We start from the raw sequence: 23,212 nt of genomic DNA, 5'->3' as shown, positions 1-23,212 counted from the left end.
TCGGACGTGTTCGACTACATCGAGATGTTCTACAACCCGATCCGCCGGCATGGTTCCGCTGGCGGCGTGTCACCGGTAGAGTTTGAAAGGCGCTACGCGCAGAGCGGCAACTGAGTGTCTACAGAACTCTGGCCGGTCCAGATGAAGAAATTCCGTTCAGAAAAATACTCCTCAATGGCGCCCAGGCCTGTAGCCTTGACGATCTCCGCAGGCGCGGGGGCGTTGGGATCGTGCTGTGGCACTCCGCCAGGTGTCGGCGACGGCGCACCGGTCAGGTTTGCCCCGGCGAACCAGCTGCCATTGCACATATGTGACCCGGTTGCCTGGTCACACGCGCCCGTGGGATCAGAGAATCGGAATGGGTTGTTGCTGGCGTACCGATAGCGATTGAAATTTGGCCCTCCGGAGGTGCTAGCAGCTAACGGATCGGGAGAAATGAACCTCGCCAGTTGTGGGTCGTAGTAGCGCCGCCCCATGTAGACCAGTCCCGTGTCGGGGTCTGCAAGATGGCCTGAGTAGCCTGGAATCTTCGCAGCAGGCGCCGCGTCTGCCTCGCCATACGGTGACCAGAAGTGACGCGTCAGCACCTCTCCATTAGCCCTGCTCGTTGCCACAAGCGTATTGAGTGCATCGTGATGAAGATAGGTGAGCGTTGCCCCCGTGGCAGAGCTGGTGCGAATAGCCAGCAGTCTCTTGCCGAGGTAGATGTAGTCGGACGTTTCCCCACCTTGGGTGGATTCGATCAGCTCCCCACCCACGAGATACTGCCAGGAGCGATCCAGATCACTCGCCAAGAAACCAAGTTCACCGCCACCGCGCTCTGGAATGGATACATCCCAGTTGTGGCTACCCGTGATGGGCGCCTTGCCCAAGATGGGTGAATTTTCTGATGTCGGTGCCGACGTTGATGCTGTTGCGTAAGCACGCAGTCCGGCTCCGTCGTAGAAGTATTTCTGCACATCTCCGGCGGAACGGAGCTGGCCACCCATGTCGTAGGTGAACGTCTGGCCGTTACGCACCGCCAGATTGCCTGCCGCGTCGTAGGAGAAGCCAGAGACGCCGTTACCGCTGGGGTCCCGCAGCAGTTCCAGGCGATTGCGGGTGTCGTAATGGAACGTGCGCTCCCGCTTCCCTGGCAATCGCATCGAGACGATGTTGTCCAACGTGTCATAGCCGAACGTGTACTGCCCATTCCCACCAAATGCCGGCGCGCGGGCCTGAATCAATCGATCAAGGCGATCGTAGCCCAAGCTGATCTTCCAGGAGTCGCCGCGTACGGCATCGCTGATCTGGCTGATGTTTCCCGTCGCGTCATAGCTGTAGTTCAGATCGACCATGCCACTGTCAACGATGCGGCTGGTCAACTGTCGCGCATTCTCGGTTACGCCACGTACGATGCCATTGCCGTAGGTCAGCGCGGCGGTTTCACCACTGGGGAAGTAGGCGATGTTGCTGGCGAGTACGGCGCCAGTGCCATCCTGTAGCCGCACGGGCTGGCCCAGAGCATTCAAGGATTGCTGGACGGAGTAGCCATCGGGGTAGTCCGTACGAACATGCTGACCCATGTGGTCATAGCCAAATGCCAGCGTTCGGGCGCTCGCGCTGCCTATGACACGGCTCTGACTGACCACCGACCCGAGAGAGTTGTAGGTACGGGTGGTCACCACTGGCACACGGTCCTGATTGAAGACCCTCTCAGTCTTCAGCTGGCCCGTAGGTGTGTACTCAAGCTGCTGATCACCCAGACCATCGGGATAGACCACCGTCTGCAGGCGATTGCTGGCATCGTAGTTGCGTGAAACGCGGCGCGCTGCAATCTGCGGCGCCTCACGGTTGCATTCGGTCAGGCTGGGCAACTCCAGCCCGCTCGCACTCCAGGCAAGATTGCCGGCCGCATCGTAGCCAAACACGGTCGCCCCGGTTTCTGGCTCGATGACCTTGCACAACCGAAGGTTGTCGTCGTAGACGTATCGCCGGGCCACGGTCGGGGCCGGATTGTCTGGATTGACTGGCAAGGTAGGAGCGGCTTTGGCAGTGGCCGCCGCCTGGGCAATCGCATCACCCGCAACCGAAAGCGTGAATCGATTCGTGCCGGCGCCAATCGGCACCACGATGGAACCGCTCGCTCCGCTGCCGACCACAGAACCGCCATCACGCTTGAGTTCTGCACGGGAGTCCGTGGCCGACCAGGTCAGGGTGACGTTGCAGGTCTGCGCACCAGCTGCAATCTGGCACATCGCAGGGGACACAGACAGAGTGCCACTGGGCGCTGCGGGAACGACGAACGCACCGGAACCGCCAATGGTGTTGTTGGGTTGCCCAACGGGGGAAATTCCATGGACATAGATCGGTTGTCCAGCCCGCTGGCGGCGCTGCTCGTTGCTCATTGGAAGCGAGAAGCGATGATTGCCTCCGGCCTTGCAGGACGTAGCTACGGCCGGCTCACTCGCCAAGTCGGCCTTACCGGTCAGGAAGATCGTCCCGCCACTGCCGGCGGCTCCACCGGTGTAGACATGAATGTCGATCGACGAATCAATGCCCGTCGAACACGCCCATCCTCGGATCTGACCGTCGCTGGTGACGCCATCGATATTGCCGATTACCTTGGACGGCGGCCCGTTGACGGTGACCTGGACATTGTCACTTTCCCGACCAAACCACTCTTTGCCCTCTTCCAGCAATCGCCATTGGAAGCTGTAGACACCCGGCAATGAAGGGGCTACCACATCGAATTCAAAGAACGCAGGCAGCTGTGGACTGACGTCATTCGGCATTGGGACCCGCGCCCTGCCCCACCGGACATTGTCATTGGGATTCCAGGAGCCCAGTGCATAGCCCGCAGACGCCGACCACGTGGTATTGCCCGTATTGACGAATTTCAGCTTGACGCGATAGGTCCGCCCGGCCTCCATGCTGGTCGGGACCTCCTGCTCATACATGACGCCGCGATTGAGCCTTCCGGTCGTCTCAAAGGTCTGCTCGCTGCTGGTGCTACCAAAGCGAACACCATTGCGGTTCATCTGCCACTGGAGGGTGCTCGGTCCATTCTCATTGGCTGCCGCGCCGTTGAAGGTAAAGGTAACCGTCCCGCCGGGGCCCACGTCATGGGGAACGGCGACGTCGGCAATACCCAGTCTCGCAGCACTGGAGACATAGCGTTCGGCTTGACCCAAGCGGTAGCCGTCTCCCGCTCTCCACGTCGTGTTTCCGGTGTTCCGGAACGTGACAGTACCGCTGAACGGCGTGCCCCTGTCGGCTGACCTCGGCCAGCTCGCGGAAACATACTCCGCACCGTCAAAGGGGGCCGGTGGTGCGGCCACCGTGATCGTGATGACAGGCGACGTCAGCTCTCGCGTGAACTCATCACCATTGACATTGCGTACGGCAAGAGCTCTGTAGACGTACTGATAGCTTCCAGGCGAGATGCCGTTCTCGGTGTACGTCCCGCTCGGAAGCCGCGAGATCACCTGGCCATTACGCATGAGCTGTATGTCCGACAGGTACTCGGCCTTGGGGCCGGTGCCTCTGACGCCACTCTTGAGCTGCAACTGATAGGTTGCAGGCGCCGTGTAGGATGTCTGAGCCGGCCCGGTGAGTTCAATCCATGCTTGGGCATGGGCCACCTGGCAGATGAACATGAGCACGAAGCCCAGCAGCACCGCCGCGGCCATGCGCAGTTTTTCAGCGTACATGCTTGCCATCCTTGACATGCCTTTAGTTGGCGGACTGGGCTACTTCGGTGGTAAGGCCAAAAGCATTTCGTTTGATGCTGACTTTGCTGCCATCGGCACGAATGATCTGCGCAGGCTTCCCGTAGTCCGGGCCTTCAAACGCATCGAATCGGGTGATGGTCTGATGGCCGAGTGGATCCACGACTGTGGTGGTGGCATTGCTGCTGTAGCCAATGGTTGTAATCAGCAGGCCCTGCTCGCTGTCCTGGGACGAAGAGGTCTTCCGCCCCAGCGCGTCGTACTCGGTCCAGGTACCGGTCGCCACCGTGCTATCGCTTGAAGGATAAGAGGTGAACGTCAGGCGACCTTCGCTGTCGTAAGCGTTCCTGACCCACCGCTGCGTGCCGGCGACGTTGTTTGCATCGTATTCGCGCACCAGGAGCGGCTGCCAGAGCGCGTCGAGATAGGTTTCCTGACGCCGTGCCCCTTGGGCGTTATCGACTCGCCAGTGCCCCGGCGAAAGGCCGTACTCATCGGCCGCGACCTGACGGAATGAGATGGTAGTCTTGGCCCACTGGTTCTCATCGACCGGCGGTTGGACTTCGCGCACGCGACCCATCGGATCGTGCAGATAGGAAGTAGTCCTTTGTAGCGCGTCCGTGGTGGAAGTGATCCACCCGTTTCCATCTGCCGACATGCGATTGGTGGTGCCATCGGGATTGATGACCAATCGCGGCACGCCGCGATACCAGTCCTGGATCTGCGTTTCGTTCCCCTTTCCGTCGCGCACTGCACTGATCGTGCCATCCGCCGCATAAGTAACACTCTGCAGCAAAGCCCCGGCCCGATAGACGGCATTCGGCTTGGCCATACCGTCATAGGCATACTGTGTGGTGATCTTTCCCGACGCAGCCTCCTTGACACTCAGCACCTGATCCAAGACCCAAGGGCTGGCCGTATCCAGATGCTCTCGTATCTCAGCCTTGGTACCAGAAGGACCGGTATAGCTCACGCGTGCAGGACGGGCCTTGCGATCGAAATCGCTGTAGACCACGCGGTAGGTATCGCCATCTTGAGAGAATGTGCTTTCACTGAGAGCGCTCAGCATGCCCGCCAGGAACTGACCCGCTTGGACCCCGATAGAATGCCCGACCCGCGTCCTGAACGGACCGCTCTCGGAACCGAACGTATAGGTGTAGAGCTCGTCACGCTGCACTTGGCCAGCTGCGTCCAGAACCTGCTTTTGCATGAGCTTTCGCTCGTTCAGAGCTGGATTGGCACCGTAGCGCTCGCGAATCTGCGTTCCATTCGGCTTGGTCAGGCTGGACCAGCGGCCGCTTCCCGGCAACTGCAGGTTGTAGCTTCGCGCAGTGACCATCGGAGACAGTCCGGGCCCGGTGATGGTGCGCTTCTTCAAAGACCAGGCTTGGTAGTGCGAGGGTGTCAGTCCATTGCAAGGATCGGAGCGAATGAACAACTCCATTTCAAAGTCGAATATGCCTCGGGCACCCGAGGGGGCGACCACCGTCATCTGCGTAGGAGGGGGCTCAGTACCGGCCCGTATTTCGCACCCGCCCTCATCGTCGGCTTTACGGATAGGGAAACTGGACTGGAGGCGTCCGCGATGACTGTAAGCCCACGCCGAGCCATCCGGAAGCGTGACCTGGGACAAGCCGCCGTCGTTCCCGTCCGTGTCGCCAACATACGAATACCGCCATATGCGCCCATTGGCTTGCACACTGGTCACCCGACCGTCGCCGTCATAGCTCAGGTCAATCCGGCGACCGTCGCTGGACTCAATTTTAGTAAGTTTGTCTCCGTTGTAACTATAGGACACCCAATTCCCATAGCGGTCCTCCACACGCGACGCCAGAAGATAGACCCGCTTACGCCCCACTGAGCGATTGGCAGCGCCATCACTGAACTGAGCTGTTGCATAGGGTCTTTCCACACCCCAGTCGAAGAAGTACTTCTTCCCATCCGGGGTGTGCCCAATAAACGCCTCGCCCGGATATCCGTTTCGTGTTGCAGCCAAACAGGTGAACCGTGCTCTCGAAGCCGTCATCCACTTGGGCGCCTCCAAGCCTGGTGCCGTGGCATGGGACGGATCATCGGCAATCAGAAGCTCCTCGCCATTTCCGCCTTGCCACTTCACGTCAATGCCGAAGCCGATATTGGTATAGCCCCAGGTCTCCAATAGGTAGGGCGCCTTATTGACCGAACAACGCTGTGTGGTCTGCGCCCCTGGATCGCCCGTAATCCATCCAGCCCCCTTGGTCCATACGCCCGACATGTGGGGAACGACGATTTCCCAATCGTCAAACAGCGTCAGCCCTTTGGCCTCGCTATAGCGAGATCCTCGGTTGACGGCCTCAACTCCAAAGCGGCGGGCGATGCTGACCGGAAGGTCGAAATTGCCAGGTATGGACACGTCTTCAACAAGGAACTCGGTGCTGCCGTCGAAGCCGGAGGTTCGATCCCCGAATACCTCATCTGCGGATATGGCGGCAAGCGACTGCGCGCTTTTTACCCTCTTCTCATACTCTTGATAGTTGAAGAGTCCATCCTGGGCTGAGACGTGGAACCCGGCTCCCAGCGTAAGTGCCAAGCCCACGATGAGCGAGCAAAGCGGCGAGCCCGGATAAACACTGCAGGGAGCATTTTCCCCCCGCCTGTCCTTGGCAGAAATCATGTCCGTTACATCCTTGGATGAAGGGCGACAAACGACTCAGCTTCCGTTCATGCGGATGATTACTCCAACAGCAGCGCCATTGTCAAGGCCTGATCTTCATGTTCGGACTTCCTCAGTTCAATCAGCAGTCGCCCTGTTGGGTAGCCAGCATGATCGATGCAGTCTGGCGAGTGCCGGATAGCAAACGCGCGCGCATCAGCTTCGAGCGTTGGATGAACTCTCAGCGGAAACTGGGACGGTTGCTCTAGGAAGACGCAGAGCCACTGTTGGTCGAGGCGTGCTCTGGGTGCTCTGGCGAGTGTGCACCAGGCGAACACCGGCCAGAATCCTCCTAGCCACTTCACCAGCAATTCCCGATAGCTCCCCGCAGCGCACCTGCCGCACGATCAAGCGCCTCTCTGCAGGAAACCACACATGAGCCTGGCGCTGGTCCACAGCCGCGCCCGCGCCGGGGTCGATGCCCCGCTGGTGCGGGTGGAAGTGCATCTCTCTGGCGGTCTGCCTGCCACCCAGATTGTCGGCCTGGCCGAGACCAGCGTGCGCGAATCCCGCGAGCGCGTGCGTGCCGCCCTGCTCTGCGCGCGCTTCGACTTTCCGCAGCGGCGCATCACGTTGAACCTCGCGCCCGCCGATCTACCCAAGGAAGGTGGGCGTTACGACCTGGCCATCGCGCTGGGCATTCTGGCGGCCAGTGGCCAGGTCGATCCGCAGTCGCTGCTGCAATACGAGTTCCTGGGCGAGCTGGGGCTGACCGGCGAACTGCGGCCGGTGGCCGGCGCGCTGCCGGCGGCGATCGCGGCCGCTGAAGCCGGCCGCATCCTGGTGGTACCGCCGGGCAATGCCGCCGAGGCGGCGCTGGCCGAGCACGCTGACGTGCGTGTGGCCCGAACGCTACTGGAGTGCTGTGCCGGGCTGGGCAATCCGCGCTTGTTGCCGCCCGTAGAGCGCGTGGACACGACGCCGTTGCCACTGCCCGATCTGGCCGACGTGCGCGGGCAGGCGCACGCACGGCGCGCGTTGGAAGTGGCCGCAGCGGGTGGGCACCATCTGTTGTTGATCGGCAGTCCTGGCTGCGGCAAGACACTGCTGGCCTCGCGCCTGCCCAGCCTGTTGCCGGATACCGAAGAGACTGAGGCGCTGCAGCTGGCCGCGATTGCATCGGTGAGTGGCGAAGGACTGGACGCACGACGGTGGCGGCAGCGGCCCTTTCGGGCACCGCATCACAGTGCCAGTGCGGCGGCGCTGGTAGGTGGGGGCAACCCGCCCTGCCCCGGCGAGATCTCCTTGGCCCATCACGGCGTGCTGTTCCTGGATGAGCTTCCAGAGTGGAACCGCAGTGCGTTGGAGACTCTGCGAGAGCCGCTGGAATCCGGCCACATCCGCATCGCCCGCGCGACACGCAGCGTGCAGTACCCCGCGCGGTTCCAACTGGTGGCCGCGATGAATCCCTGCCCGTGCGGCTGGGCCGGTGACCGCAGCAATCGTTGCCTGTGCAGCGATGAACGGATCAACCGCTACCGCGCACGGGTGTCGGGTCCGTTGCTGGACCGCATCGATCTGCATATCGGCGTGACGCGGATGGACGCGGTGGAGCTGCGGGAGAGTACGCCGCTGGGTGAGCCCAGTGAATCGGTACGCGCACGGGTGGAAGCCGCGCACGCCCGGCAGCAAGCGCGTGGCGGGCTCAATGCCCATCTTCCACCGGCGGCGTTGCGGGCGTGTACCCGACTGAGCGAGGGCGATCAGGACATGCTTGAACAGGCCATCGAGCGTCTGCAGCTTTCAGCACGTGCGATGCACCGGATTCTGCGGGTGGCGCGCACAATTGCGGATCTGGCGGGTTGCGAGGACATCCAGACCGCGCATCTGGCTGAGGCGATCGGCTATCGGCAGTTGGACCGGGGAAATGCATGAGCCTGATTGCCGGGAGCCCTCGTGCGCACGGGAGCAGCAACAATCGAAAAAATACCCCGGCCGCGTGCCCAGAAGGACAGAGACGGTACCGGGGTGTACCTGACCACCGTACCCCACACGGCGGCACACTGCAATCGGCATCAGTGGAGGCGTCCAGGCGGCGATGAGCCATGACAGATTCGAAGAAGCCCTTTCCCTGGAGCGCTTTGGCCGCTACCTGGATTGGGCGGGGGGCGACCGTAGCCGAGCCATCGCCCTGTATGGATGCAATACCCACTTGTCTGAAAGCCTCTACGCACCACTGCAGACGTTGGAAGTGGCACTGCGAAACCGCATCCACACCGTTCTGACCCAGGCCAAGGGCGAGGCGTGGTACGGCCGAGGCGCTGGCGCCCTGAAGGTTGCTCATCAACTCGAGCAGGTCGCCAAAGCCGTCAACGAATTGGTCAGAGCGGGAAAGACGGTAACAGCAGGCGGTGTGGTCGCCAGTCTCACCTTCAGTTTCTGGACAACAATGTTCAACAAGGACTACGAGGCCCTTTGGCAGCAGATCCTTCACCGGATTGCGGACCCCAGTGCGCCCAGGGGACTGAAGAGGAGGAGCTTTTCGGGACCGCTGACTCGCATACGCGTGCTACGCAACCGCATCGCCCATCACGAACCGATCCTCGGCTGGAACCTGCGCGGGCACCACGATGAGATTCTGACGCTGATCGAATGGCTATCGCCGCCCGCCGCGACATGGTGTCGTGAGAACAACCGCTTTCCGCAGGCATACCCGGAAGACGGAATCACCTTGGTATGTTCGCCCGAGTCGAATAGACGCTGACTGCGCGTATCCTCCTGCGGCCGGATGCGAAGAGCGGTCGACTAACAGTCGACCCTACCAAGGGCAGGCATCAGGCTGCCGAATGCAACCGTCCCCGTTTCGCCAGCAACGCCACCCGACGGCTGACCAGCGCGTGCAGCTCCGCCAGCTCCGACGCCCGGTCAGCCGTCATGTTCCCGCCAAACAGCACCCGCGACAACGCCGCCTCGTCGCTGTCGTCCGGGTGCTGCCACCGGTCCCGGTACACCTTCTGGCACACCAGCCAGGCCAGCCGCAGCCCCCCACCGGGCAACGGACGGACCACGCGCTCGTAGACGTGCCAGAACTGGTACTCGGCCTGCAGGTCGATCACAGGCGCCACGGACAGCGCCTTCCGGGGCCGTCCTGGGCCCCGGATGCCGAACAACGGGGTTCGCGGGTTGTACTGAGCCATGCCAACAGGATGACCCAGCAACATTGTGGGAACCTTGCGTCGTTGCCGGAAAATCGCTGCCGGCCGCGCAAAGCTGGGTCTGGGGTCAGATCCCTTTGCGCAGCAAAGGGCTCTGACCCCATCCTCGCCACCTCAGAACGCCATCGAGGTACTGAGCATCAGCTGCCGTGGCGCGCTGCGCTGCAGGGTCTGGTAATCCCCCGAGAACGACGAGCCGGCGATGGTGGCGGTGCCGATGTTGTGGCGGTTGAACAGGTTGCTCACGTCCAGCCGCAGCTCCAGGCCGGGCACCGCGCTGTCCGCACCGAAGCGGTAGGCGGCATAGGTATTGACCTGCCAGAACGTCGGCACGCGGATGTCGTTCTCGTAGGTGAAGGGCTGGCGCAGGTACGAGGTGCTGGTGGCACCAAAACGCCAATCGCCGAAATGCGCCGACAGGTCGCTGACCAGCGAGATCTGCGGGTAACCCGGCTGGGCATTGCCCTTGATCGGGTACACCGTGTCACCCACCACGAAATCACTGTCGTAGTACGAACGGGCCACGGCCACGCCCTGGTAGAACTGCAGGTGGTCGCTCAGATCGGCGGTGATGCCGAGGTCGGCACCGATCACGTGCATCTTCGGCATCAGCCGCACGGTATTGATCTGTGCGAACTGAGTGCCGATGGCCGCCGACAGCAGGCGATTGCGGATGTCGTTGTAGAACACGTCGCCGGTGATCGTCAGCCGGTCGAAGCGATGCGACGCGCCCACGGTGAGGTTCCAGTTCTTCTCCGGACGCAGCGTGCCCGCCACGCGATCGAACTCTTCCTGGTCGGTGATGGTCCAGGCCGAGGCGGTGTAGCCGATGTTGCCGCGCTGGGCGACGCGGTAGCCGTTCATGGTGTTGGCCAGGTCGATGAAGGCATCGGTGGATTCGGTCGGGCTCCAGAACAGCGAGACATGCGGCAGGAAGTTGCTTTTCGCGCGCAGCGTGCCGTTCACCGGCCGGTCCTTGGCATCACCGAGGCCGCCACCACTGGTGCGGAAATCCACGGCCTTGAAGCCGACACCCAGCTTCAGCGTGTCGTTCAACACGATGTCGTCCTGCAGGTAGAACTGACGCGAGCGGGTCACCCAACTCGATGCGTTGTCGGTCTTGAACGCGGGGCCGTACACATCAAACGGACCGGTGGCCTTCAGCGGCGGGCCTTCGCCCAGCAGCGGCTGCTGGTACCACTCGGTCTTGGCGGCGGCCTTGCTCTTCTCCTGCCAGAAACCGGCGGTGAAGGTGTGCGCGCCCGCCTCGAACTGCAGGTTGAGCATGCCGCCCAGCCGGTTGAGGCGCGGTGTCTGCACCTGTTCGGAGAATGGCGCGCCGTTGGGCGACGGTACGGTCGGGTCGGTCAGCGTGGCCTGGGTGTGGCTGTTGGCGTTGTACAACTGCACGTTGCCGCTCAGCGCCGGACTGATCTGGAAGCGATGGCTGATCGAAGACACCCGGTCACGGGTGATCTGACCGGTGTCGTACGGAATCAGTTCGGACAGCTCACCGCAGGTGTAGGCGCCGCAGGACTTGTCCGCATTCTCCGGCGAGGCCACGTAATACGCCCAAGCGTAGTCCGGGTAGAAGATGTCGGCCTTCCAGCCCAGCTTGCGGATCATGTCGAAGGAGATGTTGTTGTAGCCCCAGACCTTGGCCTTGCTGTCTGACAGGAACACGGTGAAATCGCCCCAGGCGACGTCCTGCTGGAGCTTCAGGTCGCCGCGCAGGAAGTTCTGCGTGCCCTCGCCCTGGTACTTGTCGGCGGACACACGCTGCAGGTCGACCAGTACTTTCGGGCCATGCTCGCCGAGCTGGCCGCTCTGCCCGGATGCGGTGGTGACCAGCGTGTTGTTGCTGCCCACGCCCTGCTTCACGCGCAGGCTGGGCGTGTCCTGCAGCTCGCGCAGGCGGTATTCCAGGCTGCCGCCGTTGACGCTGCTGGAGAACACGCTGACCGGTGCGCCACCGGGGCTGACCGTGATCGCGCCGATGCCATCGGGCACGCCCACGTTCACCACGCTGGTGCCGGTGAGCGAGAGGAAGCCGTTGTCGTTCAGCGGCACGCCTTCGAAGGTGATGCCCATTTCGTTCATGCGGAAGCCGCGCACGAACAGGCTGGTGGCCGAGATATCCAGGCCCAGCCCGTCGGTGGCGGTGTAGCTGGCGCCCGGCACCTGCTTCAGCATCGCCAGGCCGTTGTTGCCGGTGACCATCGCGTCGAGGTCGTCTGCCTTGATGATGTAACGGTTGGGGCCGACCACCTGGGTCGGTGCCACGGCCGCACCGCGCGGTGTGGCAATGACCTGCAGGGCGTTGAGCGTGGTGGGCGAGTCGTGCGCGGCATCGTGCGTGTCTGCTGCGTACGCAGGTGCGGTGATCGCCGCGATGATGGCCAGGGCGAGGCGCGTCGTGGGTGGGGTGTTCATGGGCAGATCCAGGTGCAGGGAGAGAGCGGCGCAGGCGCACGCCCAGCGCGTTGCAGCACCGGTGTCGGCGCCCTGGCTGGCGGTGCGATCGCGTTGAGGGGGTGACGGCGCGCTGCGCGCCGGTCAGCAGACGAAGACGATCATCTGCCGTGGGATTCGGTGGGGTGATTTCGACGTGCGAAATTCTTGCATCGCACTGCCGCATCCGCCATTGCACCGTGGTACAGCGCGGCTATACGCAGGTATCGTCCTGTCCGGTATCTTCAGATACCCGATTCCAGATTGGCAGGAGCCTTGATGACCCGCTGGACCACCTGGAAAGCAATAGCCAGCGTTGGCATGATGTTGCTTTCGTGCATGGAAACTGCGCTATCGCACGACAGAGTTGAAGTGCGTTCCCCACAGCGTCTGGATGCCCTGATCGACGCGCTCGTCACCACGCCGTCGCCGATCAGCCCGGCCCAGTTGCATGAGCTGGGCATCATCGCGCCGTTTTCATTTGAGAAGGATGCAGGACCGCGCATCTACCGGTCACAGCCGATGCTGACCGCCGATGGCTTTGCCATCGATAACGTGGAGTATCGCGTTATACGCGGCGAGGACGATGAAATCCGCCTTCTGTTCGTCACGTTCGTGGATACGCCATGCTTCCCACTGGAGCGGTTGGCTAAGCGTTACACCCTGCAGCCATTCATCTATCCACCCAGCCATGGTGCGCCATTGATCGCGCGGAACCACGAGCAGCACCATTCGCTCACCGTAGGAGCGCAGGAGATCATCGTCCGCAGCCAGCGCGATGCTCCGCACTGCGTGCTGGGCCTGAGGCGCTGAGCGCCGCTTGGCGCCTCAACGCAATACGTAGGCCTCAATGGCGCGCGCCACGCCGTCATCAGCATTGCTGCTGGTCTCAAACCGCGCCACCGCCTTCACTGCATCAATGGCATTGCCCATCGCCACGCTGGTACCGGCGTACTGCAGCATGGTCAGATCGTTTTCCTGGTCGCCGATGGCCATCACGTTGGCGCGGTCGATGCCCAGATGCTCGGCCAGCTGCTGCAGGCTCGGGCCCTTGCCTGCGCGGTGGTCGAACACTTCCAGGAAGTACGGCGCGCTCTTCAATACCGCGAAGCGCTCGGTCAGCGCGCTGGGCAGGCGCGCGATGGCGGCATCCAGTACCTCGGGCTCGTCGATCATCATCAGCTTGATGAAGGACATCGACGGGTCCATGTCTTCCACGCGGCGATAGGACAGCGGCATCCGCGAGAGATGCGAATCGGCCACGGTGTAGTAGCTGATGTCCTGGTTGGGTGTGTACATGCGCTGGCTGTCGAGCGCCTGGAAGTGCACGCCCACTTCGCGGGCCACCTGCTCGCAGAACAGGAAATCGTCGAAGCTGAGCGGATACTCGACCACGGTTTCGCGCGTGCCGACGCGCTGCACCAGCCCGCCATTGCAGGCGATGCAGTAGTCGTCGTTGCCGGTGATGCCGAGCTCGTGCAGGTACGGCGCCAGGCCCGGAACCGGGCGGCCACTGGTCAGCACGATGTGCACGCCCAGCGCCCGCGCCTGCGCGATGGCCTTCCTGGCGCGGGGGGTGAGCTGGTGCGACGGGTCCAGCAGGGTGCCATCCATGTCGATGGCGACCAGTTCGATGGTCGATTGCCTGCGGCCCATGTCCATTGCGTTCAACTCGTGCGGGGCACGCCAGTTTACCCCCTCATGGCCGGTTCACCTCTCTGCCCACGTTGGCCGGGATACTGCAGGAGCCTGTGCGTTCCCCACCGCAGGACGGCCCATTGACCGCCCTTCCCTGGAGAAGCTTGCGACGCATGACCTACCGTGCCCCCGAAACCGACGACAGCGCCCCCCTGGCCCAGCAGATCGAGCAGATGATCGACGAGCTGCCCGGCGACCAGGTGAGGGTCGGCACCCTGCTCAGTGCGCTGGGCGATGAAGGCCTGTTGCTGATCGTGATCCTGCTCTCGGCCATCTTCATCATTCCGGTGTCGATTCCGGGGCTGAGTACCGTGTTTGGCGCCTCGATCCTGCTGATCGGCCTGAGCCGGGTGCGCAACCGCCCGCTGTGGGTACCGCAGAAACTGGCGCGCCGCGAGATCGCCACCGACAAGCTGAAGGCCAACCTCGGCCGTGCGCTGAAGTGGGTGCACCGCATGGAGCGGTTGTCGCGGCCGATGCGGCTGGCGGTGATGGTGCGCTCGAAGAAGATGATGCGCCTGAACAACCTGATGCTGGTGTTCGCCACCTTGCTGCTGATGGCGCCGGCCGGACCGATTCCCTTCAGCAACACGCTGCCGGCATTGGCGCTGATGTCCTTTGCGATTGGCTTCATCCAGCGCGATGGTGCGGCGGTAGTGGCCGGTTATGGCTTCTTGGTGGCCACGGTGGTGTATTTCGGCGTGCTGCTGGGTGGCGTGGGGTTTGCTGCCGAGTCGGTGTTCAGCGGGTTCCGGGCACGCTGAACCCGGTGGCAGAACCGGCAGGGCGGAGTCGACAGGGTAGTGTCGACTGCCCTTCGCTGCTTACCGGGGAAGCACGCGCTGCGCGCTCGAGTCGACTGACAGTCGACTCTACCGGATGTTCTTCGGCCATGGCTCGACGCTACACAGCTACTTGGCCGACACCCGCCACACCACGTCGCCTACGTCGTCGGCCACCAGCAGCGCGCCTTCGGCGTCCATCGCCATGCCCACCGGCGCACCCATCAGCTTCTTCTCGTCCTTCGAGGCGAAGCCGCTGACCACGGTCTGCGGCCGCCCGGTCGGCTTGCCGTCCTTGAACGGTACGTAGACCACTTCGTAGCCGCTCAGTGGTGAACGATCCCAGCTGCCGTGCTCGCCGATGAAGGCGCCGCCGTGGTACTGCGCCGGCAATGCCTGGCCGGTGTAGAACAACAGGCCCAGCGGTGCCACGTGCGAGCCGATGGCGTAGTCCGGTGTGATCGCCTTGGCCACCAGGTCCGGCCGCTGCGGCTGCACGCGCTCGTCCACGTGCTGGCCGTAGTAGCTGTAGGGCCAGCCGTAGAAGCCATCCTCCTTCACCGAGGTGAGGTAATCCGGCACCAGGTCGGCACCGATCTCGTCGCGTTCGTTCGCCACCGCCCACAACGTGCCAGTGCTCGGCTCCCAGTCCAGGCCGGTCGGGTTGCGGATGCCCGACGCAAAGATACGGCTGCCACGGGTGGCTACGTCCACTTCCAGCACCACTGCGCGGCGGTACTCGACGGCCAGACCATTTTCGGTGATGTTGCTGTTGGAGCCCACGCCAACGTACAGCTTGCGGCCATCGCGGCTGGCCAGCAGTTCCTTGGTCCAGTGGTGGTTGATGGTGCTGGGCAGGTCGGTGAACTCGCGGCCCTTGTCGGACATGCGGGTTTCACCAGGCACGTAGTGGTACTGCACGATGTTGCCGGTGTTGGCCACGTACAGCGTGTCGCCGATCAGCTGGATGCCGAACGGCGAATGCAGGCCTTCGATGTAGACATGCTGGGTCCAGGTGTTCGTCCCCGGCGTGCGGCGCAGCAGGGTGACCCGGTTGCCGCCCTTGCCGGCCTTGCCCGAGCGCGCCTTCACCTTGCCGGCGATCCACTGCTTGGGCGTGGTGACCGGTTGTTCGCCGGGGCCGTTGCCTTCCACCACCAGTACATCGCCGTTGGGCAGGGTCAGCAGCCGCCGCGGATGCTGCAGGTTGGCGGCGATGCGCTCGATCTTCAGGCCCTCGGCCACCGTGGGGGTCTGTCCATCAGCCCAGCCAACGCCCTTGGGCACCTGCATCGGCGGCATCAGGAAGTTGGCCGGCTTGGGCAGCGGCGGCTGCGGGCCCGACTGGTCGGCCGGATGGTACTCGGCCTTGCCGGCGCAGGCCGACAGGGCGGCGGCCAATGCCAAGGCGGCGACGGTGGGCAGGATGTGCTTAGCCATGACGACCTCCCTGCAGCACCGGCGGCTGCAGTGACAGCAGGATCAGGCCCAGCGCGATCAGGGCCACGGTCAGCGCCGACAGGATCGTGCCCGGCACTGCAACGGCATACGCATCGCGGCTGTGCACGAAGGCGTTCCAGATGGCCAGCACCACCGCGACCAGGTTGAGGAAGAAGTCGATGCGGTCGATACGGGTGGCCGTGCCGTTGCGGCGCCAGACCGCGAACAGGTTGATCAGGCGCGGAAGGATGGCGATCAGCAGGCCGAAGGTTATCAGCCAGGCGGCGGCCTTTCCCCACATCACCTCGGCGCTGTTGAGGTAGATCGCGTCGAAGATCAGTGCACCGACGAAGAAGCCGAAGGGTATCGGGTTCAACAGGCTGAACAGCGTGGTGCCGAGGCCGCGATGGGCCTGGGCGAGCGGATTGACCATCATCGTGCTCCGATGCGGAAGGGTGCACGGGCTGTAGTAACACAGCGCGATGTGAGGGCGCGCGATGATACCCGGCGGGGCTGCCACACCCACCGCGCAGGCACCCCGCTACGCGGATTCGTCCTCGCGCACCTCGTGGAAGGGCAGCATCGTCTCGAAGCCGAATTCGTGTTCCATGCTGGTGCGGACCAGGCCGCCGATGGCGTAGCGGCTGGTGTTGGCATGCACGTCTATGCCACCGAGCCGCCACTCGGTGCGCAGATGCAGCGTCTCTGCGCGGCGCATGACGATCCGTTCCTCCTGCAGCAGCGCGCGTCGGTGCCTCTTCATCAACAGCCGCAGCGGTTTCACCGTGGTGATGCCGAAGGCGGCCAGCTCGGGCAGCAACTCGGCGATATCGGCATCGTCGCCATAGTCGTGGCTGCGCGTATGCACGGACAGCACCACCTTGCGGATGGCGGCAACCGAGAGCGGGGTCTGGTCTGCGCGCGCACGTGCACGCTGGCGTCCATTCTTCATGCGTGTCTTCATCTGCATGTGATTACCACGTTTCCGGCCCTCGAAGCAGACGCGCGAAGATGGCGTGAAGGCATTCGAATGCCCTGTCATAACCTGACGTACTAAGCGTTTGTGACGCAATTGGCACATTCGCAGATTGTTTGTGTGAAGAGGTAGGGGGTTGTTCGTTGTGTCGCGTTTGGCTCGTTGCGATGGGGCAGTTCCGCCCCGCCGTCCTGCCATGCCGATTCACAACAGAAGGATTCGTGTATGAAGCGACACACGCAACGCTCCGCGCCACCGCGCTCTGCGCGCCTGGCCCTCGCCACTGCCCTGGTGCTGGGCAGCCTGGCCGTCACCGCCCAGGCCCAACAGGCCGATCCGCTGGCGGGTATCCAGTGGCACCTGCTCAATACCGGGCAGACGGTCCCGGCCGACACGCTGCCGGTAGCCGGCAACGATCTGAACGTGGATGGCCTGTTCCGCAATGGCATCCGCGGCCAGGGCGTCACCATCGCCATCGTCGACGATGGCCTGCAGATCGCGCATCCGGACCTGGCGGCCAACGTGGCCGCGGTGGCCGGCAAGAACTTCACCAATGGCTCGAACAACCCCACCCCGACCAACCCGGATGTCGACAACCACGGCACCATGGTCGGTGGCATCGCCGGTGCGGTGGGCGCCAACAACCTGGGCGTGCGCGGTGTGGCCCCGGCGGCGACGCTGAAGGGCTTCAACCCGATTTCGCGCTCAGCTCTGGGCAACCAGCAGAGCAACATCGAGTACGCCTGGTGGGACGGCGCGGAGTCGGCCGACGTGCAGGTGTTCAACAACAGCTGGGGCGCCGGCCCGGGCAATCCGAACCTGCCGTTGGCGTACAGCGAAAACACGATTCGTTCGTATGAGCAGGCCCTGTCGGGGACGCGCGGTGGCCGTGGCGGCATCTACGTGAAGTCGGCCGGCAACAACTTCAACAATGCCTCGATCAGCCAGACCCAGGATGTCTGCACCACCGACACCAAGAACCGCAACACCGGCTGCGTGCCGGCTGGCCGCGACCCGCGCAACAACCTGTTCAACGTCATCACCGTAGGCGCGGTGCGCGCCGATGGCGTGCGCTCGTCGTATTCCTCCACCGGCTCGGCGCTGTGGGTGTCGGCCTTTGGCGGCGAGTACGGCCTGCAGGCGCAGTACGCCCCGGGCCTGGTGGCACGCGCCTACGACCCGGCCATCGTCACCACCGACGTGACCGGGTGCGCGCAGGGCAGCAACAAGAACACCAACCGCCAGAACAAGCTGGACAGCAACCTGTCGGCCATCGACAGCACCTGCAACTACACCGCCAAGATGAACGGCACGTCCGCGTCGGCACCGATGGTGTCGGGCGTGGCCGCACTGGTGCTGGAAGCCAATCCGAACCTGTCCTATCGCGATGTGAAGTACATCCTGGCCACCACCGCCACCCGCAACCACCCGAACCAGCCGGCGGTGACACTGGCCGACGGGCGCACGCTGGTGCCGGGCTGGACGGTGAATGCTGCCGGCCGTGCCTACAGCAACTGGTATGGCTTCGGCGTAGTCAACGCTGCACGTGCAGTGCAGGTCGCCGAGAACTTCCAGTCGCTCGGTGCGCTGGTCGACAGCGGCTGGCGCAACACCACGCGTACCGTGGCCATCGGCAACACCTCGGCTGCCGCCGCACGCCTGACCTTCCAGTTGGCCAACGGCGCGCGCAACATCGAAAGCGTGCAGCTGGGCTTCCGGGTCAACCACCGCAACACGCGCCAGCTGCAGTTCGTGCTGGTGTCGCCCAGCGGCACCCGCAGCGTGGTGCAACCGGCGTTCACCGCGATCGGTTCGGGCACGGGTGGCGCGCAGAGCAACTTCACCAGCTGGGACCTGCTGTCCAGCAATGCCTTCCTGGATGAGAGTGCCAGCGGCACCTGGACGCTGGAAGTGACCGACATGGGGCAGGCCGCGACCGCTGCATCGCGTGGCAACCTCGAATTCTTCAAGATCCGCGTTCTGGGGCACTGATGATGAAGACCACCATTCTGTTGAGCACGCTCGCCTTCGCGGCGATGACCTCCCCTGCCTGGGCACAGAGCTCGGGGCAGACCCCTCCAGCCAGGACCCTGTCGACCGTGGATGCGCAGGAACTGAAGGCGTCCGCCACCGGCCGCTCGTTCGATGTGGGCGGCACGCGCTTCCAGCTGTCTCCCTCGACCACCGTGAAGCAGGCCAGCGGCGGTCAGTTCACGATCACCCCGCAGGCGGCGGCGACCACCAGTTCGCGTACCAAGCGTTCGCTGGATGGCGCAGCGGCCGCGCCTGCTGATGCCGGTGCCGGCAAGTTCGCGGCGGCGGTCTCCCGTGACGGGGCGCCGGTGGTGGCGACCTCGCGGGTCAAGGTGTTCTTCACCGATGCGGCCTCGGCCCAGCGCGCGGCTACGGCCACCGGTGGCACCGTGGTGAAGGTGTCGAAGGCTTCGGGCCAGGCCATCGTGGAGTATCCGTCGGTGAACGCGGCACTGGATGCGACCACCAGGCTGCTGTCCACCGCCGGTATCCGCGCCACCGAGCCGGACGTGGTGCAGTGGGAAGAGACCAAGTAAGGCGTTGAGTGGTGCCCCGGCCGGCTGGCTCTCCTGGCCGGCCGGGGATTGGTGTGGGGGTGTGCCGACCAACGGTCGGCACCCACCGCGGTGGAGGTGACGTCAGCGCGCGGCGAGTGTGCCGCTGTGCTTGCGGCTGCAGCTGGCCAGTGCGTCGTTGCCGGCGGCGGGATGAGCGGGCTCCAGCAGCAGGCGCTGCACGTCGGAAAACAGCTTGTCCACCGGCATGCCATAGGGCGCGAACAGGCGCAGTCGCCCCTGGCGGTCGAACACGTAGCCACCGGCAATGTGGCTCATCGTGTAGGTATCCGGTACCTGACCGGGTTCCTTTTCGTAGAACGCCTTGAAGTCGCTGGCCATCGCCGCCAGCTGCGCTTCGTTGCCGACCAGTGCGATTGCCTTGGGGTCGAACGCTTCCACGTAGGTCCGCGCAACCTCCGGGGTGTCGCGGGCCGGGTCAACGCTGACGAACACCACCTGCAGCTGGTCGGCATCCTTGCCCATCAGGTGCTTGACCTGGCTCAGCTCGACCATGGTGGTCGGGCACACGTCCGGGCAACTGGTGAAACCGAAGAACAGATAGGTCACCTGCCCCTGCAGGTCCTTCGGGCCGCGCACGGTGCCGTGGCTGTCGGGCATCGACCACTGCTGGCCGAGCTCTTCGCAGGCGATGTCCTTGGAGTAGAAGTCCATGCGCGACTGCGCACTGCAGCCGGCCAGCAGGCCGAGCAGCAGGCCTGCGGCCAGCCGCAGGCCACGTTGGGGGAACGCAATGCCTCTCACGGTTCGCAGGCTCAGTTGATCATCATGTGGTAGTGCATGCTCCAGATGATCCAGACCGACAACGCGACGATGATGAACAGGATCACCAGGGTGAACACGAAGCTGGCCAGGTTCCAGCCACCTTCGGACTTGCGGTCCATGTGCAGGAAATAGACCAGCTGCACCAGGATCTGCGCCACCGCGAAGCCGACCAGCAGGAACAGCGTGAGCGGCCGCGACAGCACCGGGTTCATCACCAGTGCGAACGGCACCACGGTCAGCAGCGCGCACAGCACGAAGCCGATCAGGTAGGACTTGGTGGAGCCGTGCGCATTGCCGGCGCGCGAAGTTTCGACGTGGGCCATGTCAGAAGGCTCCAATCAGATAGACGAAGGTGAAGACGCAGATCCACACCAGGTCCAGGAAGTGCCAGAACAGGCTCAGGCACGACACACGGGTGATGTTGGTCGGGGTCAGGCCACGGCGGTAGACCTGGTGCATGACCACCGCCATCCAGATCAGGCCGCTGGCCACGTGCAGGCCGTGGGTGGCGACCAGCGCAAAGAACGCCGACAGGTAGGCACTGGTGCTGGGGCCTGCGCCTTCGTGGATCAGGTGCGAGAACTCGTAGATCTCCATGCCGATGAACGAGGCACCGAGCACGAAGGTCACGCCCAGCCAGCGCAGCACCGCCGAGGTGTCGTGGCGATGCATCGCCAGTACGGCCTGGCCGTAGGTGATGCTGGAGACCAGCAGCAGGAAGGTCTCGGCCATCACGAACGGCAGCGAGAACAGCTCCTTGCCGGTGGGGCCGCCGGCGTAGGCGGTGCTGAGCACCGCGTACGAGGCGAACAGCGAACCGAACAGCACCAGGTCGGACATGAGGTAGACCCACATGCCGAACACCTTCATGCCGCCCTGTTCGTGGCCATGGTCGTGCTCGTGGTGGTCCTCGCGCGCCTGCGTGTCGCTTGCCAGCTCGGGGCGGGTCAACAGGTTCATGCGCGTACCTCCTTCAGCTTGGCAAGGTTGGCCGCTTCGGTGCGCGCCACCTCTTCGGAACTGACGTAGTAGTCCACGTCCTCGTCGTAGGACCGGACGATCAGGGTGACGATCATCGCGATGAAGCTGGCCGCGGCCATCCACCAGATGTGCCAGACCAGGGCGAAGCACAGCACCAGGATCCAGATGTTGAGGATCAGCGGCACGCCGGTGTTCTTCGGCATGTGGATCGGTGCGTACTTCTTCGGCGGCGGCGGCAGGCCGCGCTTCTTCGCTTCGTGGAAGGCGTCCAGCTCATCGGCCTTGGGCACCACGGCGAAGTTGTAGAACGGCGGCGGCGACGGCGTGGCCCATTCCAGCGTGCGTGCATTCCACGGGTCGCCGGTCAGGTCCAGGTTGCGCTTGCGGTCGCGCACGCTCACGTAGATCTGCACCAGCATCAGGATGATGCCCGCGAACACGAACAGCGCGCCGATGAAGGCGGCGATCAGGTACGGCGTCCACGCCGGGTTGTCATACTGGTTCATGCGGCGGGTCATGCCCATGAAGCCCAGCATGTACAGCGGCATGAAGGCCAGGTAGAAGCCGATCACCCAGCAGGCGAACGACCACTTGCCCAGGCGCTCGTTGAGGGTGAAGCCGAACACCTTCGGGAACCAGTAGGCGAAGCCGGCCAGGTAGCCGAACAGCGCGCCGCCGATGATGGTGTTGTGGAAGTGCGCGACCAGGAACAGGCTGTTGTGCAGCAGGAAGTCGGCGCCCGGGATGGCCAGCAGCACGCCGGTCATGCCACCGATGGTGAAGGTGACCAGGAACGCGATGGTCCACAGCATCGGCACGCTGAATTCGACGCGGCCACCGTACATGGTGAACAGCCAGGTGAAGATCTTCACGCCGGTGGGGATGGCGATGATCATCGTCATGATGCCGAAGAAGGCATTGACGCTGGCACCGGAGCCCATGGTGAAGAAGTGGTGCAGCCAGACGATGAACGACAGGATGCCGATCGCCAGCGTGGCACCGACCATCGACTTGTAGCCGAACAGCTTCTTGCGCGCGAACGTGGCGGTCACTTCGGAGAAGATGCCGAACGCCGGCAGCACCAGGATGTACACCTCCGGATGGCCCCAGGCCCACACCAGGTTCACGTACATCATCGGGTTGCCACCCAATGTGTTGGTGTAGAAGTTGAAGTCCAGGTAGCGGTCCAGGGTGAGCGCACCCAGCGCCACGGTCAGGATCGGGAAGGCGGCGATGATGATCACGCTGGTGACCAGCACGGTCCAGGTGAACACCGGCATCTTCATCAGGGTCATGCCCGGCGCACGCATGCGCAGGATGGTGATGAACAGGTTGACGCCGGTCAGCAAGGTGCCGACACCGGACGCCTGCAATGCCCAGATGTAGTAGTCCACGCCGACGCCTGGACTGAACTCGATGCCCGACAGCGGCGGATAGGCGACCCAACCGGTCATGGCGAATTCGCCAACGCCCAGCGAGATCATCATCAACGCTGCGCCGACCACGAAGATCCAGAAGCTGAAGGCGTTGAGGAACGGGAACGCCATGTCGCGCGCACCGATCTGCAGCGGCACGATGATGTTCATCAGGCCGACCACGAACGGGGTGGCCACGAAGAAGATCATGATCACGCCGTGCGCGGTGAAGATCTGGTCGTAGTGCTCCGGTGGCAGGAAGCCGTCACTGCCCGGCCCGGCCGCCGCCAGCTGCGCGCGCATCATCAGCGCATCGGCAAAGCCACGCACCAGCATGACCAGCGCCACCACCACGTACATGATGCCGATCTTCTTGTGGTCCACGGTGGTGAACCAGTCACGCCAGAGCGGACCCCACAGCTTGAAGTACGTCACCGCGCCGAGCAGCGCGAGGCCGCCCAGCACCATGGCCGCCAATGTGACCACGACGATCGGCTCGTGCAGTGGCACGGCCTCCCACGTCAATTTACCCAACATG

19 protein-coding genes are annotated in these 23,212 nt (G+C 63.7%); 7 read left to right on the top strand and 12 right to left on the bottom strand.

What is annotated here, in order from left to right; all coding sequences use genetic code 11:
- Positions 1–114, top strand: a 114-nt coding sequence (locus AC5P5X_RS18345; RefSeq protein ID WP_495216008.1) for an IS3 family transposase, incomplete at its 5' end; no start/stop codon positions are given.
- Here the strand turns inward: AC5P5X_RS18345 and AC5P5X_RS18340 are convergent.
- Positions 93–3,692 carry an RHS repeat domain-containing protein gene (locus AC5P5X_RS18340; RefSeq protein ID WP_495216021.1) on the bottom strand — a complete coding sequence of 1,200 codons (3,600 nt, stop codon included), beginning with the start codon at positions 3,690–3,692 and terminating at the stop codon, positions 93–95. The two genes, AC5P5X_RS18345 and AC5P5X_RS18340, sit on opposite strands and share 22 nt — an antisense overlap.
- 22 nt (positions 3,693–3,714) lie before the next feature.
- Complete coding sequence (locus AC5P5X_RS18335; protein ID WP_076739459.1) at positions 3,715–6,363, bottom strand: RHS repeat domain-containing protein; 2,649 nt, start codon at positions 6,361–6,363, stop codon at positions 3,715–3,717.
- Between the two features lie 414 nt (positions 6,364–6,777).
- Between AC5P5X_RS18335 and AC5P5X_RS18330 the strand changes: the two genes are divergently transcribed.
- Positions 6,778–8,277 carry a YifB family Mg chelatase-like AAA ATPase gene (locus tag AC5P5X_RS18330; protein ID WP_099523846.1) on the top strand — a complete coding sequence of 500 codons (1,500 nt, stop codon included), beginning with the start codon at positions 6,778–6,780 and terminating at the stop codon, positions 8,275–8,277.
- A gap of 163 nt (positions 8,278–8,440) precedes the next feature.
- Complete coding sequence (locus tag AC5P5X_RS18325) at positions 8,441–9,106, top strand: Abi family protein (RefSeq protein ID WP_076739462.1); 666 nt, start codon at positions 8,441–8,443, stop codon at positions 9,104–9,106.
- A gap of 70 nt (positions 9,107–9,176) precedes the next feature.
- On the opposite strand, the gene AC5P5X_RS18320 is transcribed toward AC5P5X_RS18325, so the two are convergent.
- Complete coding sequence (locus tag AC5P5X_RS18320) at positions 9,177–9,563, bottom strand: hypothetical protein (RefSeq protein ID WP_076739463.1); 387 nt, start codon at positions 9,561–9,563, stop codon at positions 9,177–9,179.
- 108 nt (positions 9,564–9,671) lie between these two features.
- Positions 9,672–11,990: a TonB-dependent receptor gene (locus AC5P5X_RS18315; protein ID WP_109337125.1), complete on the bottom strand. Its 2,319-nt coding sequence runs from the start codon at positions 11,988–11,990 to the stop codon at positions 9,672–9,674.
- 297 nt (positions 11,991–12,287) lie between these two features.
- Between AC5P5X_RS18315 and AC5P5X_RS18310 the strand changes: the two genes are divergently transcribed.
- The gene (locus AC5P5X_RS18310; RefSeq protein ID WP_133050235.1) at positions 12,288–12,821 is read left to right on the top strand and encodes a hypothetical protein; all 534 of its coding nucleotides are present in this window, start codon (positions 12,288–12,290) and stop codon (positions 12,819–12,821) included.
- A 15-nt stretch (positions 12,822–12,836) separates the two neighbouring features.
- Here AC5P5X_RS18310 and yidA read toward each other — a convergent pair whose 3' ends face one another.
- A complete protein-coding gene (yidA, locus tag AC5P5X_RS18305) occupies positions 12,837–13,670 on the bottom strand; it encodes a sugar-phosphatase (RefSeq protein WP_076739465.1) in 834 nt (277 codons plus the stop codon).
- A 149-nt stretch (positions 13,671–13,819) separates the two neighbouring features.
- Here yidA and AC5P5X_RS18300 point away from each other — a divergent pair, with 149 nt between their 5' ends.
- Positions 13,820–14,470 carry an exopolysaccharide biosynthesis protein gene (locus tag AC5P5X_RS18300; RefSeq protein WP_033833724.1) on the top strand — a complete coding sequence of 217 codons (651 nt, stop codon included), beginning with the start codon at positions 13,820–13,822 and terminating at the stop codon, positions 14,468–14,470.
- Between the two features lie 147 nt (positions 14,471–14,617).
- On the opposite strand, the gene AC5P5X_RS18295 is transcribed toward AC5P5X_RS18300, so the two are convergent.
- From AC5P5X_RS18295 to AC5P5X_RS18285, 3 genes are all read right to left on the bottom strand, one after another.
- Positions 14,618–15,928, bottom strand: coding sequence for a PQQ-dependent sugar dehydrogenase (locus AC5P5X_RS18295; protein ID WP_495216020.1), 1,311 nt, complete (start codon positions 15,926–15,928; stop codon positions 14,618–14,620).
- Positions 15,921–16,361 carry a DUF2231 domain-containing protein gene (locus AC5P5X_RS18290; protein WP_005411469.1) on the bottom strand — a complete coding sequence of 147 codons (441 nt, stop codon included), beginning with the start codon at positions 16,359–16,361 and terminating at the stop codon, positions 15,921–15,923. The genes AC5P5X_RS18295 and AC5P5X_RS18290 overlap by 8 nt, the downstream gene beginning before the upstream one ends.
- 108 nt (positions 16,362–16,469) lie before the next feature.
- The gene (locus tag AC5P5X_RS18285; protein WP_224481904.1) at positions 16,470–16,880 is read right to left on the bottom strand and encodes a hypothetical protein; all 411 of its coding nucleotides are present in this window, start codon (positions 16,878–16,880) and stop codon (positions 16,470–16,472) included.
- A 249-nt stretch (positions 16,881–17,129) separates the two neighbouring features.
- On the opposite strand from AC5P5X_RS18285, the gene AC5P5X_RS18280 reads away from it, so the two are divergent.
- Both AC5P5X_RS18280 and AC5P5X_RS18275 read left to right on the top strand, forming a co-directional pair.
- Positions 17,130–18,896, top strand: coding sequence for a S8 family serine peptidase (locus tag AC5P5X_RS18280; RefSeq protein WP_099523840.1), 1,767 nt, complete (start codon positions 17,130–17,132; stop codon positions 18,894–18,896).
- A complete protein-coding gene (locus AC5P5X_RS18275) occupies positions 18,896–19,474 on the top strand; it encodes a hypothetical protein (RefSeq protein WP_005414757.1) in 579 nt (192 codons plus the stop codon). Before AC5P5X_RS18280 ends, AC5P5X_RS18275 begins: the two co-directional genes overlap by 1 nt.
- Positions 19,475–19,576: 102 nt before the next feature.
- Here the strand turns inward: AC5P5X_RS18275 and AC5P5X_RS18270 are convergent, their stop codons facing one another.
- Genes AC5P5X_RS18270 through cyoB form a run of 4 tightly spaced genes read right to left on the bottom strand, consistent with a single transcriptional unit; the run spans position 19,577 to position 23,211 of the window.
- A complete protein-coding gene (locus tag AC5P5X_RS18270; RefSeq protein WP_076739468.1) occupies positions 19,577–20,257 on the bottom strand; it encodes an SCO family protein in 681 nt (226 codons plus the stop codon).
- Positions 20,258–20,268: 11 nt separating this feature from the next.
- The gene (cyoD, locus tag AC5P5X_RS18265) at positions 20,269–20,601 is read right to left on the bottom strand and encodes a cytochrome o ubiquinol oxidase subunit IV (protein WP_005411473.1); all 333 of its coding nucleotides are present in this window, start codon (positions 20,599–20,601) and stop codon (positions 20,269–20,271) included.
- Position 20,602: 1 nt separating this feature from the next.
- Positions 20,603–21,238: a cytochrome o ubiquinol oxidase subunit III gene (gene cyoC, locus AC5P5X_RS18260; protein WP_012481498.1), complete on the bottom strand. Its 636-nt coding sequence runs from the start codon at positions 21,236–21,238 to the stop codon at positions 20,603–20,605.
- Positions 21,235–23,211: a cytochrome o ubiquinol oxidase subunit I gene (gene cyoB / locus AC5P5X_RS18255; RefSeq protein WP_012481499.1), complete on the bottom strand. Its 1,977-nt coding sequence runs from the start codon at positions 23,209–23,211 to the stop codon at positions 21,235–21,237. Before cyoB ends, cyoC begins: the two co-directional genes overlap by 4 nt.
- Position 23,212 lies beyond the last annotated feature (1 nt).

This window comes from Stenotrophomonas sp. YJH_SMC_91 (assembly GCF_059368495.1).
Note: the sequence above shows the minus strand (reverse complement) of the source record. Positions and strands in the feature narration are given on the sequence as shown.

Excerpts from the sequence above, each read along its gene's own strand:
- AC5P5X_RS18340 (WP_495216021.1), bottom strand. The coding sequence starts at position 3,692 with ATGTACGCTGAAAAACTGCGCATGGCCGCGGCGGTGCTGCTGGGCTTC.
- AC5P5X_RS18335 (WP_076739459.1), bottom strand. The coding sequence starts at position 6,363 with ATGATTTCTGCCAAGGACAGGCGGGGGGAAAATGCTCCCTGCAGTGTT.
- AC5P5X_RS18330 (WP_099523846.1), top strand. The coding sequence starts at position 6,778 with ATGAGCCTGGCGCTGGTCCACAGCCGCGCCCGCGCCGGGGTCGATGCC.
- AC5P5X_RS18325 (WP_076739462.1), top strand. The coding sequence starts at position 8,441 with ATGAGCCATGACAGATTCGAAGAAGCCCTTTCCCTGGAGCGCTTTGGC.
- AC5P5X_RS18320 (WP_076739463.1), bottom strand. The coding sequence starts at position 9,563 with ATGTTGCTGGGTCATCCTGTTGGCATGGCTCAGTACAACCCGCGAACC.
- AC5P5X_RS18315 (WP_109337125.1), bottom strand. The coding sequence starts at position 11,990 with ATGAACACCCCACCCACGACGCGCCTCGCCCTGGCCATCATCGCGGCG.
- AC5P5X_RS18310 (WP_133050235.1), top strand. The coding sequence starts at position 12,288 with ATGACCCGCTGGACCACCTGGAAAGCAATAGCCAGCGTTGGCATGATG.
- yidA (WP_076739465.1), bottom strand. The coding sequence starts at position 13,670 with ATGGACATGGGCCGCAGGCAATCGACCATCGAACTGGTCGCCATCGAC.
- AC5P5X_RS18300 (WP_033833724.1), top strand. The coding sequence starts at position 13,820 with ATGACCTACCGTGCCCCCGAAACCGACGACAGCGCCCCCCTGGCCCAG.
- AC5P5X_RS18295 (WP_495216020.1), bottom strand. The coding sequence starts at position 15,928 with ATGGCTAAGCACATCCTGCCCACCGTCGCCGCCTTGGCATTGGCCGCC.
- AC5P5X_RS18290 (WP_005411469.1), bottom strand. The coding sequence starts at position 16,361 with ATGGTCAATCCGCTCGCCCAGGCCCATCGCGGCCTCGGCACCACGCTG.
- AC5P5X_RS18285 (WP_224481904.1), bottom strand. The coding sequence starts at position 16,880 with ATGAAGAATGGACGCCAGCGTGCACGTGCGCGCGCAGACCAGACCCCG.
- AC5P5X_RS18280 (WP_099523840.1), top strand. The coding sequence starts at position 17,130 with ATGAAGCGACACACGCAACGCTCCGCGCCACCGCGCTCTGCGCGCCTG.
- AC5P5X_RS18275 (WP_005414757.1), top strand. The coding sequence starts at position 18,896 with ATGATGAAGACCACCATTCTGTTGAGCACGCTCGCCTTCGCGGCGATG.
- cyoD (WP_005411473.1), bottom strand. The coding sequence starts at position 20,601 with ATGGCCCACGTCGAAACTTCGCGCGCCGGCAATGCGCACGGCTCCACC.
- cyoC (WP_012481498.1), bottom strand. The coding sequence starts at position 21,238 with ATGAACCTGTTGACCCGCCCCGAGCTGGCAAGCGACACGCAGGCGCGC.
- cyoB (WP_012481499.1), bottom strand. The coding sequence starts at position 23,211 with ATGTTGGGTAAATTGACGTGGGAGGCCGTGCCACTGCACGAGCCGATC.